Annotated in this window: 11 protein-coding genes and 1 tRNA gene; 2 read left to right on the forward strand and 10 right to left on the reverse strand. The window is 59.7% G+C overall.

Annotated features, from left to right (window positions below; translation table 11 throughout):
- Positions 1-116 precede the first annotated feature (116 nt).
- From QMG56_RS10535 to QMG56_RS10560, 6 genes are all read right to left on the reverse strand, one after another.
- Positions 117-192 (reverse strand) — tRNA-Lys (locus QMG56_RS10535).
- A gap of 124 nt (positions 193-316) precedes the next feature.
- A complete protein-coding gene (gene rodA / locus QMG56_RS10540) occupies positions 317-1,423 on the reverse strand; it encodes a rod shape-determining protein RodA (RefSeq protein WP_281822511.1) in 1,107 nt (368 codons plus the stop codon).
- Complete coding sequence (gene mrdA / locus QMG56_RS10545) at positions 1,420-3,453, reverse strand: penicillin-binding protein 2 (protein WP_281822513.1); 2,034 nt, start codon at positions 3,451-3,453, stop codon at positions 1,420-1,422. The genes rodA and mrdA overlap by 4 nt, the downstream gene beginning before the upstream one ends.
- Positions 3,450-3,962: a rod shape-determining protein MreD gene (locus tag QMG56_RS10550; protein ID WP_281822514.1), complete on the reverse strand. Its 513-nt coding sequence runs from the start codon at positions 3,960-3,962 to the stop codon at positions 3,450-3,452. Before QMG56_RS10550 ends, mrdA begins: the two co-directional genes overlap by 4 nt.
- The gene (gene mreC, locus QMG56_RS10555; RefSeq protein ID WP_281822516.1) at positions 3,959-4,867 is read right to left on the reverse strand and encodes a rod shape-determining protein MreC; all 909 of its coding nucleotides are present in this window, start codon (positions 4,865-4,867) and stop codon (positions 3,959-3,961) included. The genes QMG56_RS10550 and mreC overlap by 4 nt, the downstream gene beginning before the upstream one ends.
- Positions 4,868-4,882: 15 nt before the next feature.
- Positions 4,883-5,929 (reverse strand): rod shape-determining protein, encoded by a 1,047-nt coding sequence (locus tag QMG56_RS10560; protein ID WP_104953246.1) that lies wholly within the window; start codon positions 5,927-5,929, stop codon positions 4,883-4,885.
- Between the two features lie 149 nt (positions 5,930-6,078).
- On the opposite strand from QMG56_RS10560, the gene mutL reads away from it, so the two are divergent.
- On the forward strand, positions 6,079-7,860 hold the full coding sequence (gene mutL, locus QMG56_RS10565; RefSeq protein WP_281822518.1) for a DNA mismatch repair endonuclease MutL: 1,782 nt from the start codon (positions 6,079-6,081) through the stop codon (positions 7,858-7,860).
- A 523-nt stretch (positions 7,861-8,383) separates the two neighbouring features.
- On the opposite strand, the gene QMG56_RS10570 is transcribed toward mutL, so the two are convergent.
- From QMG56_RS10570 to QMG56_RS10580, 3 genes are all read right to left on the reverse strand, one after another.
- Positions 8,384-9,880 (reverse strand): alpha/beta hydrolase domain-containing protein, encoded by a 1,497-nt coding sequence (locus QMG56_RS10570; protein WP_281822519.1) that lies wholly within the window; start codon positions 9,878-9,880, stop codon positions 8,384-8,386.
- 418 nt (positions 9,881-10,298) lie between these two features.
- Positions 10,299-12,575, reverse strand: coding sequence for a TonB-dependent receptor (locus tag QMG56_RS10575; protein ID WP_281822520.1), 2,277 nt, complete (start codon positions 12,573-12,575; stop codon positions 10,299-10,301).
- A 9-nt stretch (positions 12,576-12,584) separates the two neighbouring features.
- Positions 12,585-12,716 (reverse strand): hypothetical protein, encoded by a 132-nt coding sequence (locus tag QMG56_RS10580; protein ID WP_281822521.1) that lies wholly within the window; start codon positions 12,714-12,716, stop codon positions 12,585-12,587.
- A gap of 360 nt (positions 12,717-13,076) precedes the next feature.
- Between QMG56_RS10580 and QMG56_RS10585 the strand changes: the two genes are divergently transcribed.
- Positions 13,077-14,285: an acyl-CoA dehydrogenase family protein gene (locus tag QMG56_RS10585; protein WP_281822523.1), complete on the forward strand. Its 1,209-nt coding sequence runs from the start codon at positions 13,077-13,079 to the stop codon at positions 14,283-14,285.
- 201 nt (positions 14,286-14,486) lie between these two features.
- On the opposite strand, the gene QMG56_RS10590 is transcribed toward QMG56_RS10585, so the two are convergent.
- The gene (locus QMG56_RS10590) at positions 14,487-14,945 is read right to left on the reverse strand and encodes a MaoC family dehydratase (RefSeq protein WP_281822524.1); all 459 of its coding nucleotides are present in this window, start codon (positions 14,943-14,945) and stop codon (positions 14,487-14,489) included.
- Between the last annotated feature and the right edge of the window lie 38 nt (positions 14,946-14,983).

The following is a 14,983-nucleotide window of genomic DNA, read 5'->3' on the forward strand; positions in this document are numbered from 1 at the left end:
ATACCTTGATCAACCGTCGCCGGATCCGCTGCTACCTAGAGAGCTACCTAGCGATCTGCGAGCGGAAATCCGGTTGGCCCAAGGGCCATTTAATACGTTGAAATATATGGAGAAATTGGTGGACGCACTTGGGCTCGAACCAAGGACCCGCTGATTAAGAGTCAGCTGCTCTACCAACTGAGCTATGCGTCCACATTGCCTGGAAAGTCCGCCGCAGACCGGCGGTTCCGTTGGTCAGGGCGCGGCAATTACCATCATGGGCGGGGTTTGCAAGCATCAAATCGCTATGTCCCGCACTTTTTAGGGATCGAGCCGCTCAACCCCAGTTACTGCGGGTCTGGCGGCGCGAACGGTCGATCGCCATTATCATGCCGATGCACAACATCACGGTCAGCATAGACGATCCGCCATAGGACATGAAGGGCAGGGGGATGCCCACGACCGGTGCCAATCCCATCACCATCATCAGGTTGATCGCGAGATAGAAGAATATCGTCGTCGTCAGGCCCGACGCCGCCAGCCGCGCAAACTTGTCCTCCGTGCGCAGCGCCACGCGGATGCCCCAGCGGAACACCAGCATGAACGCGGCGATCAGGCATATTCCGCCCACCAGGCCCCATTCCTCGGCCATGGTGGCAAAGACGAAGTCAGTATGGCCTTCGGGCAGGTAATCGAGATGGCTTTGGGTGCCATTGAGGAAGCCTTTGCCGAAAATACCGCCCGATCCGATGGCGATCTTCGACTGGCTGATATGATAACCCGCGCCCAGCGGATCGCTCTCGGGGTCCATGAAGATAAGGACGCGCTTTTGCTGATATTCGTGCAGAAAGCTGAACGCGACTGGAATGATCGCGGCGCCCGCGATGCCCGTTCCAATGAATAGGCGCAGCGGCAGTCCGGCAAGAAACATGACCGTTACACCACCCGCCAGAATCATCGTAGCAGTGCCTAGATCGGGCTGTACGAGCACCAACGCCCATGGCAGGCCGATGAGCACCAGCGCAGGCCATATCGCGCTCCAGCGGCGCAATTCACCCACTGGAAGCCGCGCATAGAATTGCGCCACGGCCAGCACGATCACCGGCTTCATGAATTCGGAAGGTTGCAACTGCATGAAGCCGAGATTGATCCACCGCTGGCTCCCCCCCGCGACACCGCCGATAAGCTCGACCAGCACCAGCGATACCAGGACGGCGATATAGGCCGGAAAGGCCAGCGTGCTCATAAGTTGCACGGGTATGCGAGCAATCGTCAGCGCCATTGCCATGAAGATTGCGAAGCGCACCGCCTGATTGATCGCCCAGGGCGTGATGCTGCCCCCGGCAGAGCTGTACAGAACGACGCAGCCGAAGAATGCGATGGCCGTCAGCAATCCAATGACGCGCCATGGCAAGGCGGAGATAGGGGCAGGGACTATGCTCAATCGGGTTGCTCCGCTGCGGCATTATCGGTCTGCGCCATCACATTGGCCACGGTGGCGACTGTCGTATTAGCCGCGTCCATTTCCTCGGGGGTTAATGTGGTTTCCAGCCCCTTCGACGCTCGGAAAGCGGCCATTTGCGCGGCCATGCGCTGTGTGGGGGGGCCGCCCCATTCCGCTTCGAGCGTTTCGAGCTTTTCCATCGCTTTCTTGGGATCGAACAGGAACGAGAGCGTGTCGCTGGCAATCGGCCCAGCATCCTGCGCGCGGATCAAATGCCCACCATGCTCTAGGATGCAGGCAACGGCGTAGCGGGGATTGTCATAGGGGGCAAAGCCTTGAAACAGCGAGTGGTCGCGCAATTTGAACGGCAGCGAAGCGTCCCTGCGGACACCGCCTGCACGCTCCGCCATGGTGATGCGCCTGACCTGCGCCGTGCCAGTCTTGCCGGCCAGCAGCACGTCGGGCACCTGCATCCGCGCGGCGCCCCCTGTGCCGCCGCCGTTCACCACTGCGCTCATAGCTTCGTGGATGATCGTCAGATGATCGGGACGCACTTGAATGGAAGGGGCCTCGGGACGCTTTTTATCCATGATGAAATGCGGCATCAGCATCTTGCCGGAGGCAAGACGCGCGGCCATCACCGCCATCTGGATCGGGTTGATCAGCATATAACCCTGTCCGATGGTGGCATTGACCGTGTCGTAGACTTGCCACTCTTCCTTATATTTCTTCAGCTTCCATGCCGGGTCCGGCACCGTGCCATAGCTTTGGCTGGGGAAGGGCATTTCGAATTTCTGCCCCATGCCCAGCCGCCGCGCCATATCCGCGATCACATCCATGCCGACACGCTGCGCCATTTGATAGAAATAGATGTCGCAGCTTTGGGCGATGGCGCGTTCCATGTTGACGCTGCCGTGGCCGCGCCGCTTATGGCAGTGGAACAATGTGTTGCCGACCCGGATCGCGCCGGAACAATTCACGCTGTCATTGGGGCTGATGCCCGTTTCCAGCAGGGCGAGCGCCACCATTGGCTTTACCGTCGAACCGGGCGGATACAGCCCTTTCAGCGTCTTGTTGCGGAGCGGCACATGGTCGTCCTGCGACAGCATGTCCCATTCCAACTGACTGATCCCGTCGGAAAAACTGTTGGGATCGAAACTGGGCATGGATGCCATCGCCAGCACATCGCCATTTTTGCAGTCGATCACCACTACCGATCCGGACTGGGTGGCAAGACGACGGCCCGCATATTCCTGCAACCCGGCGTCGATCGTCAGTTGCACGGTGTGGCCCGGCTCATCAGGCCGCGTAGTCAGTTCGCGCACAACCTTGCCGCGCGCCGTTACTTCGACACGCTTTGCGCCGGGCTTGCCGGTCAGTTGCCGGTCGAAGGATTTCTCCAGCCCGTCCTTGCCCAACTTATATCCGGGCGTGATCAGCAGCGGGTTCTTGTTTTCTTCATAATCCTTGGCCGAAGCGGTGCCGACATAGCCCAGCAGATGCCCAACGGTCGCACCGCCCGGATAGAAGCGGGAGAAGCCCTGCGTCGGTGCAACGCCCGGCATCTCGGGCAAACGCACGCTAATCGCTGCGAACTGATCGTAGGTCAGGCTTTCGGCAACCTGCACGGGCTGAAACCCATGCGCTTTGCCAAGGTCGCCTTCGATCCGCTCGACTTCATCGGCGGGCAGGTCGAGCAGGCGCGCCAGCGTCGCAACCGTACCCTTGGGGTCACGCAGCCGGTCGGGAATGATATCGACACGGAAATCGGTGCGATTATTGGCCAGCGGGCGCCCATGCCGGTCAATGATCCAGCCCCGGCGCGGCGGGATCAGGGTCAGGTTGACGCGATTGCTCTCTGACAGAAGCTGATACTTCTCGTTCTCCGCCACGCTGATCCACGCCATGCGCGTCGCCAACAGCAGCCCTATGCCACCCTGTATGCCACCCAGCACCATCGCGCGGCGCGTAAAGGAAAAGGACTGGCTGGCTTCGGTAACGGTCTTGCGGGTCGGCTTTTGAAACTTCATGCCATGATGCGCCAGCGGTCGAGCCACGCGCATTGTCGCGCGACGAAGGGATACAGAAGGACGGACCACAGGATTTGCGGCGCAACCAGCGCAATGGTGCCGCCACCGCCAGTCAGCCGCGCGAACCATAACCCGCCGGTAAGACAGAAAATAACCGCAATTCCAGCAATTAGCCAGTCCTGCCAGTAATCGCGCCAGATAAGTCGCCGCTCGGCAAAATCGATACCAATCATCGTCAGCGTCCACAGGCACATCGCACTGCCCAGCGGCTGCCCACTCATCATGTCATCGAAGAAACCGAGCGGGAGCGCGATCCACGCAGGCCACAGCTCGGGCCGCAGCAACCGCCATGACAGCAGCAGCAGCAAGCCGACAGGTGGCAGCACCGGCGACTGCGCAATGATCGGCAGCGCCGTCAGCATGGACCCCAGCATGACCGTGATGAGCGGCGTCGCCTTCAACCGAAAGCGTGAGGGGTTCCCGCCCAGCCGTGGTCCCTCGGGGATCATGGCGCTGCCGGGGCGGCGGGTGCGGCCTCATCCGCCGGGGCTGGGGCTGCAGGCCGCGTCACCGTCGCTTCGAAAGGACGCTGCACGATGACAGCCTCCACGCGCGCAGGATTGGCCAGCGGCGCGGCAATCGACTTGTCGCCTTCCACCCGCACGATGATCGCGACCGGAATATTGGGGCGATACAATCCACCCGTGCCGGACGTCACCATGATGTCACCTGGTTTGAACGGGTTGTTCCCGGCATTGAGCGAGCGGATCTCCAGCGATCCATCGTCCAAACCTGTGCAGATCGCCGCAATATTGTCCTTCGCCCGCCGCACCGGCACGATGCTCTGGCTGTCGGTCAGCAACAGCACCTCGGCAGTGTTCGGCCCAGCCGTCTGGATACGCCCGATCAGCCCTTCGGGCGCACGCACCGGCATCCCGGCATAGGCACCTTGCGATTTGCCGGCATTCAGCCGCGCCATCCGTCGCGAACTGCTGGACGAGGAACTGATGAGACGCGCGGCAACGACTTCGCCGTCCTCGTCCTCCACCAGCTTGAGCAACTTTTTGAGGCGCAGGTTCTCTTGCTCGATGGCCGCTGCTTCGATCAGACGCGTGCGATTGGCATCGACTTGCCGCCGCAAACCGACATTCTGCGATCCTGCCCGGAAATAGGCGACGATCTGTTCGTCCACGGTGCCCACGCCGCTGACCAACTGACGCATCGTGGCAGAAATGGGTCGGGTGATTTCGCCCGCAGTGGACCGGATCGCGGCAAACCCCGTCGGGTCGAACATGGCAACGACGATCAGCAACAGGCCGACCGCTGCCCCCGACACCGCTACGACATAGCCGGCGAACAAGCCATATTGCGCTTTCCGGTCATAGCCGGGGCGCCGGCTGGGTGGCCGCGCCATCGCTCAATTCTCCAATCAGCCGGTTTGCAGCACGCCCCGGAACATCGGATCTTCCATCGCGCGACCAGTGCCGATCGCAACGCAGGTAAGCGGATCTTCCGCGATGGTGACGGGCAGGCCGGTTTCGTCGCGCAATTCGTCGTCCAGACCTTTGAGCAGCGCGCCGCCGCCAGTCAGGACGATGCCCTGATCCACGATATCGGCGGCCAGTTCAGGCGCAGTGTTTTCCAGCGCAATACGCACACCTTCGACGATGGTGCTGATCGGCTCGGCCAGCGCATCGGCGATCTGGCCCTGATTGATCGAGATTTCCTTGGGCACGCCGTTCACCAGATCGCGACCCTTGATGTGGATCGTCTCGCCCACGCCATCGGCGGGCGACTGCGCCACGCCATATTCCTTCTTGATCCGCTCTGCGGTGGCTTCACCGATCAGCAGGTTGTGGTGACGACGCACATAGGAAACGATGGCTTCGTCCATCTTGTCCCCGCCGACACGCACCGACGTCGTATAGGCCAGACCGCGCAGCGAAAGCACCGCGACTTCGGTCGTACCGCCGCCAATATCCACAACCATCGAACCGATCGGCTCGGTCACCGGCATGTCGGCACCGATCGCGGCTGCCATCGGCTCTTCGATCAGGAACACCTGAGAGGCACCGGCATTGCTGGCCGCGTCGCGAATGGCGCGCCGCTCGACCTTGGTGGAGCCGCTGGGAACGCAGATCACGATTTCGGGGAAGCGCCATGGGCGTGCTTTGCCGCCATGCACCTTGGTAATGAAATGCTTGATCATCTGCTCGGCGACATCGATGTCGGCGATCACACCGTCGCGCAGGGGGCGAATCGCTTCGATGCTGTCGGGGGTCTTGCCCATCATCAGCTTCGCGTCGTCACCGACCGCCTTCACCCGCTTGATGCCGTTCAGCGTTTCGACCGCCACGACCGAAGGTTCATTCAGAACGATGCCGCGCCCACGGACGTAGACCACCGTATTGGCGGTGCCCAGATCGATGGCCATATCTTGGGAGGAGAATTTGAATAAACGCGAAAAGATCGACATACTTTTCCCTAGTCCTGACGACCCACCCGCAATTGGACAGGCAGCCGCGAAATATCTGTGTCCCCGCCAGCGCCCGGTCGCCTTTCAATATGGAAAAAATGTCAGGCTGCGGGTCGCGGAAGGCGTTCGCTTGGGCTACTCACTAACCAATGTCAATACGCCGCCTCCCCGAACATCTGGTCAATCGCATCGCTGCGGGCGAAGTCGTCGAAAGACCGGCGAGCGCGCTCAAGGAACTGGTGGAGAACGCCGTCGACGCCGGATCACGCCGCATTCACATACGCTTGGCGGCCGGCGGTCTGGACCGGATCGAGGTGCTGGACGACGGATGCGGCATGTCGCGCGACGATATGGCCCTCGCGCTGGAGCGTCACGCCACGTCGAAGCTGCCGGATGACGCGATAGAGAACGTCGCAACGCTCGGTTTTCGCGGCGAAGCGTTGCCCTCTATTGCCAGCGTAGCGACCGTCACCATCGAAAGCCGCACCCGAAAAGGCGACGGCTGGCAACGGATCATCGACAATGGCGCGTTGCTGTCGGAAGGCCCGGCGGCGATTCCCCCCGGCACCCGGATTCGTGTCGAGCAGCTTTTCGGGAAGGTGCCGGCCCGCCGCAAGTTCCTGCGGTCGGCTCGGTCGGAATATGCCGCCTGCCTCGATGTCATCCGCCGCCTCGCCATGGCGCGCCCCGACATTGCCTTCACGCTGGAACATGACGGACGCCGCGCCATATCGGTGCAGGAGGACGAAAGCCGGGAGGACCGCGTCGCCGCGCTCACCGATCGCGCCCTTGCCGACAACCACGTCGTCATCGCGCTGGAGCGGGAAGGGATCAGGCTCACGGGCGTCGCCGGGTTGCCGACCTATCATCGCGGCGTCGCCGATCATCAGTTCCTGTTCGTCAACGGTCGCCCCGTGCGCGACCGCTTGCTGGTCGGCGCTGTGCGCGGCGCTTATGCCGATCTGCTTGCGCGACACAGGCATCCCGTGGTCGCCCTGTTTCTGGATCTGCCGCCGGGCGAAGTCGACGTGAACGTCCACCCCGCCAAGACCGAAGTGCGCTTTCGCGAGCCCGCGATGATCCGCGGCATGATCGTCAGCGGCCTCAAGCGCGCGCTCGATGAAGCGGGCTTCCGCTCGGTCCAGCGCGCCGACCCTTCTGCCTTCGCCGCGTGGCAGCAGGAACCGGTCTCGCCCACGCCCATCGGCGCGATGCCGATCTTCGAGGCGGCAGGCGATCTGCCGCCCACCACCTACGCACCCAGTCTGGGCGACCGCCGCGCGTCCTTCCTCACCCCGCCGCCCATGGCCCGCGCCGAACCGGCGGCGCAGGCACCGCCCCAAGTGCACAGCTTCCCGCTCGGCGTCGCGCGCGGACAAGTCGCCAAAACCTATATCGTCGCTGAAGCCGAAGACGGCCTCGTCATCGTCGATCAGCACGCAGCCCACGAACGCCTCGTGCTGGAACGGATGCGCCGCGCGCTCGACGGGGCAGGGGTCGCGTCGCAAGCACTGCTCCTGCCCGAAGTCGTCGAACTGGACGAACCTGCCTGCGACCGGCTGGAAGCGCGCATCGCGGAACTCTCCGAATTTGGCCTGGACCTCGAACGCTTCGGCCCCTCCGCCATGCTCGTCCGCTCGACACCTGCGATGCTGGGGGCAGGGGACGTGCACGGCCTCGTCACCGATCTGGCCGACGACCTCGCCGCCTATGACAGCGCCTTGTCGCTCAAAGCTCGCCTCGATCTCGTCGCCGCGACGATGGCCTGCCACGGATCGGTGCGGGCAGGGCGGGTGCTCTCCGTCGCGGAAATGAACGCGCTCCTCCGCGAAATGGAAATCACCCCCCACAGCGGCCAATGCAACCACGGCCGCCCGACCTGGGTGAAACTGGGGCATGGCGATATCGAGAAGCTGTTCGGGCGGAAGTGAGAGGGCAGAATCTTACCATTGGCCCTTCGGCATCGACACTTTAGCGAACGCGGGGGGGAGGGGGGCTCATTCGGTGGAGGAATTAGGCTTTAGCAAAGCGCCAATCTCCGCCGTCGTGCGCTTCCGTCAGAGATGCCAGCATTCGCTGGCATGAGGAGATTGCCCCGTCCTTGTAGGTCTGGAGGACATGCTCCCCTTCGCGGGCTGCCCGTTCGCGACAAATTCAAAGCCGATCCTTAAGTGATGTCCATGTTGTTGGTCGCGGAATAACGGGAAATGCGGATGATTTTGGGTTCCCCTCAATCCCGGGATCGGTGAGGTTCGATGCGGGTGAACGTCGTATCCCCGTCTATAGTTGGCAGGTAGCAATCCGGATCATTATCGCTCGCAGCGGCGAAGCTATCAGGGGGAGCCTACTGGTTACCCTTTTTATGCCCGAATTCTGGCCGAGCACCCCGTAAAACTGAACCGCCGCTGACCGATCGCACAAGGCCTCCTCCGGCCCGCAGAATTCGGAGAATCCTCAATGATGGGGCAAAGGAACATCGCGTGCAAAGTCCAGGGGAGATGCAACAGGTTTCAGTCCGGCTGCATCCTCCTCCAGCAGATAGCCTTCTGCCACCGACTGACGTTTCGCTTCTTCAAACTGGCGCGCATAATTATCGTAGCTGCCGTATAGTTGGCGCAAGCGCACGGCCGAATAAGGCCGTTTGCTGTCGTAGATGACACCGCAGCCTGTTTCATAATCGGTCCAGTATTCAGCCGCAGGAACTTGTATCCACGGCGGACGCACACCACCGTCGATGTTCCCGGTCCTCGTATCACGTCGAACGCCTTTATTCAGGCGCTGAACCCGATTGGCTTTGGGCATGGGGACGTTAAGGCGGACCGCGCGATCCATGGCATCCAGAATGGCCGAAAAGGGCAGTTCAGACGGCTCGTCATAAATGAACTGGCATCGCGGATCGTCCGGTTTGCCGGCTTCATTAGGCCACGCCTCGATCTCACCTGTACCCAGGTCGGCTTCGCGAAGGTGCGGCGTGCCCATAACCTCATAATAACGCAGGAGCGGCCTGTCGGTATCGCTTGGGAGAGTGATGCCTTCAATAGCGTCGTGCAACGTCTCGGACTGGCTGTACACCGTAACGAAAGGGGCATCGTCCGGCATATGCGCAGGAACCCTGATCGGGTCTCCCGCTACCTCGCCATAAGCTAGCTTTCCCGTCATATAGGCGTCGATCAAGGGTCTGCCATCGGGCATTCGCCACTGCTGGTGGCGCCCCTGGTCAAGATAATCGAGCCAGACCTGCGCGGTGACCGCCCAACTGTTCACATAGACGCGCTGGACCCGTAGTCCTCTGGCAGGTCCGTCGGGCAGATTGGATTTAAGCACCAGCGCCAGTTGCGCCCCAATCGCTTGCGACTGCGGCACGAACGGGTCTGGCGCGCCGCCCCGTTGAAAGCGTTTCGCGTCGTAATAGCTGCCGAGCGGCGCATAGCGCGCATAGTCGAACCGGCGCATAAAATCGAAATTTACGATTCCGCCGTATTGGCGAATACTATCCTGTTGTTGCTTGGGATTGACGGGTGTTGGCGGAAATTTGGGGTCATCGGCTAGGCCGTTGATATTAAGCGTGTAGCCCACGAAGGCGTAGCCCCGGCGCAGCAGATAGTCCCGCGTGAGAATCCATCCTGCGGCGCGCTCGCCGAACCAACTAAACGGCTCGATTATAACCGTGCCATTGAATCGTGCCGCATCCTTAGGTTTGCGAATTAAAAACCGCGTCACGTAAGGGGCATCGACCACAATAGTCCCTTCCGCATTGATCGCTGGCGCAAGCCCGGAAAGATAATATTCCTCTTCAACATAATGGGCGTCTTCAAGATTAGCGTGCTCGGTGCCCCTGCGGAGTGCGGACGACAGCGGCAACAGGCCGCTTTGCGGCACCAAAGAGATATTGGGCATCCGCGGCGTTTCGGCACATGCCGGGTAAACGATCCCCATTCCCATGACGACCATAACGAAATGGCAGCGCGTCTGCCGGCCAACCTTCCAATGGCACCTGCTCATCGGGAAAGGCCAAGGATGAAGAATGACGGTCCCACCTTATAGAAGGTCGGGAAGCACTGTTGCAATTGTCGAACTATCATTAAGATATGGTAATCTTTGTTGCCAGCAAGGCAATTTAAATGATCTCGCTTCCGCGAGGATTGTGTTGGTGAGAACACCTATCAAATGCGCGGACTGGCGAAAGTTAATGCGTCCGCGAATGCAACGCGATGAGCGTTCTTTTAGCCCTAATGCGCACCAAGTCGTCGTGTAGAGCAAGATTTCGGGTTTTCTTGCAATCTCAGAGCCCGGAATAACGATCGCCGGGTTCCGTGCCCTGAGTACTCCTAGGACGGATCATCGCCGAAACGACGATCCGTCAGCTCGGTTATTGGCGGCCAAAAGGTACCCGCAGCGTAGCGCCGTAGGTGGCCGGTGGCGCATAGATCGACGTGGTGCCCAAAATGCCGAGGTTCAGAGCATAAGCACGAAACGCCTTGTTGAAGACATTTTTGCCCCAGGCCGTTAAGGCGATCCCGGTCCGCTTGTCGGTGTAGGTCAGAGATGCGTTGGTAACGTTGTATGCTTTTTGCAGCGATGAAGGGCCGTTGGTCACTTCCAGATACTGATCATCATACCAGACGCCGTCGACCTGCGCCGCGACATTCCCGGCACCCATATCGAGATTGTAACGCAGCAGGTAATTCAGGCTGAACCGAGGTGCATTCGGGAATTTCGCATTGTCGATCGTCTTTTGCGGAAAATCGCACAGGAAGAAGCCGCCCTGATTCTTGCAATATTGGGTGTCAGGGGCACCGGGGAAGAACTCCGGTCCGATCTGTGTGCCGGTGGCCGGCACGCTCTTGACCTTGGACACTTGCCAAGTCGCACCCACGACCGCATCGAAACGGGGCGATGGTGACCAGAAGCTCTCCAACTCCGCGCCCGTGGACGTCGCGTCACTATTGTAGATATGGGGTACGCCGCCTGCCAGCGAGAAGGCCTGGTAGTCATCGTACATATAGTGGAACAACGTGCCGTTAAGCCGCAGGGTTCGGCCCATCATCGCTGTCTTGAATCCCGCTTCCAGGCTGTTGAGCGTTTCAGGACGATGTTTGAAATCGGCAGGGTTGATGTTGGACGACAAGGACCAGTTTCCGCCCTTGATACCGCGATTCCAGGAGGCGAACAGGAGCGTATCGGATGTTGCCTGGTAATTGAGCGATACGCGCGCGGCCCAATCCCTGTACACTTCCCGATTAACGCCGGGCACGACCTGGGCCAACGCCCCGTCCGTAATCAGGGTCACCGGATTGGGATTAATCGCCGGATCGAGCAATATCGCGGCATAGTTGATCGATTTGTGATCGACGGAATAGCGACCACCCACCGTCAGCGTCAGCTTGTCCGTCATCGTCACATCGCCCTGTGCAAACAGCGACCAGTTGCGCGACGGCGTTCTGTAGGGCTGATCTACGCTGGGTGAATTGAAAGCCCCATTCGCAGCGATGGCCAGATCGATAACCGGCGCGCCGGTCACCTGATGATGCCCGTTATAGAGCATGTTGAGGTAATAGCCGCCAACCTGCCATTTCAGACCGGGCAAGTCGCCGGACAGTCGAACTTCCTGAGAAAACTGATGAAAGCGGATGCCGGTATCCACATTGGCGGTCAGGAAAGGCGTACCATCGCCATCCTCGTCATAATCTTTGTTGAGCGTCAGATAGTTGGTGATGGACGTCAGCGACAGCGAGTCAGACAGTTTCCAGTTCAGTTCGCCCTGATAGCTGTTCACTACGCGATCGAGATTACCTTTGCGCTCACCGAAATGCTCCCACGGGGAAGCGCGTGTGCCGGTAATGCCATTGACGACGCCGCCAGTGCCATCGCTGAGACCAGCAGCATTAGTGTGACAATAGCCATTGGCTTCGAAATCGCAATTTTCAAAGACATAGCCCCCAGTGGCGACGTGATTGTCCTCCGCATGTTTGTACCAGAGGCTGATCGTGGCATCGGGGGATACATCATATTGGATGTTGATGCGCGCGGCCCAGCCGTTGCGGCCACCCAAATCCTGGCCGCTGCCGTTCAATATCGTCCCGTCGGCGAGGGCCGTGTCGCGCGATTTGATATAGCCATCGGCTTTTTCGATTCGGCCTGCGGCGCGCACGCGCAGACCGGGCGCTATCGCGCCACCGATACCGCCTTCCAGCGACCACGCATTGTAGCGGCCATAGTCGCCCTGAGCATAGCCATTGAATTCATTCTCGCTGGCGTCGTTGCTAAGATAATGGATGAGGCCACCCGTGGCGTTGCGACCAAACAGCGTGCCTTGCGGCCCACGCAACACTTCCACCCGCTTGATATCAAAAAGCTGCCCCGACAGCGCATTCATCGACCCCACATAGGCGTTGTCCTGATAAACTGCGACAGGCGCTTCCAGATTGTCAGTGAAGTTGTTCTGCGAAATGCCGCGCAGGCTAAAGATGGTCAGGTTGGGCGACCAGGCGTTGAAATGCAGGGCCGGGATCTGTTGAGTGATCTGCGTGGTTTCGCGGATGCCGAGACGCTGGATCTGCTCTCCCGAAAAAGCGCTGATGGAGATCGGCACCTTTTGAAGACTTTCACCACGCTTCGTCGCGGTAACGACAATCTCACCCAGCATGCTGCTGCTCTACGTCTCGGTGGTGTCCTGCGACGGTGGCGACTCGGTGGACTGCGCCCGGGCTGGTGCCGCGCTCGCCAATGCGACACTACCCAGAGCCAAAGCCAAGAGGCTCACCTTGGCATGATCAAACCCTGTCATATTTATCTCCCCATTTATTGAACGATAGCCAAAGAGGCTGCTTTGCTCCGTTCCTTCCTGCATCGCCCGATTGCCTCTTTTGAGGTCTACTAAATCAAACGATGAAGATGGTATTACTATTATTGTTGCATACGAACAACGAAAATCATTCAACACGTTGCAACCAAACAATTTCATGCTTAAACTAATTTTGGGCCTCAATATATTGCGTTATAGTATTGATTTTAAGAGATAATTTACAAGAATTGGTGATGATCGAAGGTTTATTATTGGGAACAATAAGGTGTATATTGATGTATTGTCACGATATAGTGCACGGCGTATAAGGCTGAACAATCGCTGATGAAATAGGGAGGGTTTATGCCAGAGAAGGTCGCAATGGCTGCCGTGGAGCCCGTCGGGATACCGACGCCGGACACGCTGATTAAACGCGCGCGCGCGCTTGTCCCGGTTCTCCGTGAACGCGAAGCAGCGACTTGTGATGCGGGACAAGTATCCGCTCAGACGATACAGGATTTCACCGACGCTGGCTTTTTCCGCGTCCTCCAGCCCGCTCGGTTTGGCGGCTACGAGATGGCACCGGATCTTTATTGCAGTATCAGTCGCATATTGGCTGAAGGCTGCATGAGCAGCGCATGGGTCTATGGCGTGGTCGCGGTCCATAATTGGCAACTCGCCCTGTTCGACGCGCGAGCGGCAGAGGATGTCTGGGGAACCGATAGCGATGTCCGCATCAGTTCTTCTTACATGCCATGCGGCAAGGTCGTGCGCGTTGAGGGTGGCTATCGACTGAGCGGTCGCTGGGCCTTCTCCAGTGGATCGGCGCATTGTGACTGGGTCATTCTGGGCGTCCACATCCCCTCGCCCGATGGCGGTGCACCCGATCCCTGCAATTTCCTGGTGCCCCGAAGCGATTATACCATTATCGACACCTGGGACGTCATGGGTCTGCGCGGTACCGGCAGCAACGACATCGTCGTTGAAGACGCATTCGTACCAGATCATCGCATCATCCGCGAAATGGACATGTTCGAATTGAACTGCCCGGGGCATGCGGTGCATCAAGCAAGCCTCTATAAAATTCCTTTTGCCCAACTGTTCAACCGCACGGTATCGACCACGTCATTGGGCAGTCTCAAGCGGGCCCTGGATCTATTTATCGAAGGCATGCGCACCAAGCGCGCGACCTATACCGGACTTAAACTGGCCAGCGACAGCACAATCCAGGAAGCGGTCGCCGAAGTCGTGTTGACGCTGGACGATATGGAACTACGACTGGCGCGCGATTTGGCGGAATTATCCGATCGAGCGGCGCGCGACGACTGGAGCGATGAGCGGCGCGCGGCGCTGGGCTTGTCGACTACCACCATGGTGAGCCGATGCGTGAAGGCGATCGACCTGCTGATGCAATTCAGCGGTGGCAAGGCGATCTATCGGGGCAACGTCGTCCAACGCGCGTTCCTCGACATCCACTGCGCCCGCGCCCACGTCGCGAACAATCCCTACCCCTATGCACGTAATTTTGGCGCCATGGCATTCGGCGCACCTAATGATTGCTACGATATCTAGACGGGGGACCTATAGCGGATAGGGACATGTGCATGGCCCTATCCGCATCGGCCGACCTGTAGAAAATCGCCTATAGCACTATCAACGCACCGCTCGCCGGACTGGATATTGGCGCGCGGATAATCGAGCCACACCCGGCGTTGCACTCGATGCGGCCACCCACCGTTAGGACACCTTCACCCAAAGTAACGCTCCAGCCCCTCAGATCGGGCGTGTCCGCCACATCGCGATGGGCATTAACGTCATCACCGGCTCGTCATCCTGATTTAACACCGTTATCTTCGACTTGACGATACCCATTTCCGGGCGGCGCCGCGACGGCGTCTTTTCGACCACTTCCGCTTCGCAGCGCAGGACATCGCCGGGGTAACAGGGGCGCAGCCACCGCAGTTCATCCACGCCCAATGCACCCAGGCTGGCTTCCTGCCGCTCCGGCTGTTGCTGAATATGCGCGACGAACATCGCCATGAACATGCTAGCGGTGTGCCATCCGCTGGCCGCGATACGTTGGAAATGAGTGCGCGCAGCGGCTTCGTCGGACAAGTGGAAGGGTTGCGGATCATATTTCCCCGCAAAGTCGATCACCTCGTCGCGCGCGACCGTGTAACTGCCGAAGCGCTCGACTTCGCCAATTGCGATGTCTTCGAAATAATGGGTCATATCAGTTTCAACCTGCAACGTGATGAGGCAGGTCTATG

Origin of the sequence: Sphingobium sp. BS19, from assembly GCF_027925545.1 — a bacterium.
Classification (GTDB): domain Bacteria; phylum Pseudomonadota; class Alphaproteobacteria; order Sphingomonadales; family Sphingomonadaceae; genus Sphingobium.

Coding starts and splice junctions, on each gene's coding strand:
- mrdA (WP_281822513.1), bottom strand. CDS start 3,453: ATGAAGTTTCAAAAGCCGACCCGCAAGACCGTTACCGAAGCCAGCCAG.
- QMG56_RS10550 (WP_281822514.1), bottom strand. CDS start 3,962: ATGATCCCCGAGGGACCACGGCTGGGCGGGAACCCCTCACGCTTTCGG.
- mreC (WP_281822516.1), bottom strand. CDS start 4,867: ATGGCGCGGCCACCCAGCCGGCGCCCCGGCTATGACCGGAAAGCGCAA.
- QMG56_RS10560 (WP_104953246.1), bottom strand. CDS start 5,929: ATGTCGATCTTTTCGCGTTTATTCAAATTCTCCTCCCAAGATATGGCC.
- mutL (WP_281822518.1), top strand. CDS start 6,079: ATGTCAATACGCCGCCTCCCCGAACATCTGGTCAATCGCATCGCTGCG.
- QMG56_RS10570 (WP_281822519.1), bottom strand. CDS start 9,880: ATGGTCGTCATGGGAATGGGGATCGTTTACCCGGCATGTGCCGAAACG.
- QMG56_RS10575 (WP_281822520.1), bottom strand. CDS start 12,575: ATGCTGGGTGAGATTGTCGTTACCGCGACGAAGCGTGGTGAAAGTCTT.
- QMG56_RS10580 (WP_281822521.1), bottom strand. CDS start 12,716: ATGACAGGGTTTGATCATGCCAAGGTGAGCCTCTTGGCTTTGGCTCTG.
- QMG56_RS10585 (WP_281822523.1), top strand. CDS start 13,077: ATGCCAGAGAAGGTCGCAATGGCTGCCGTGGAGCCCGTCGGGATACCG.
- QMG56_RS10590 (WP_281822524.1), bottom strand. CDS start 14,945: ATGACCCATTATTTCGAAGACATCGCAATTGGCGAAGTCGAGCGCTTC.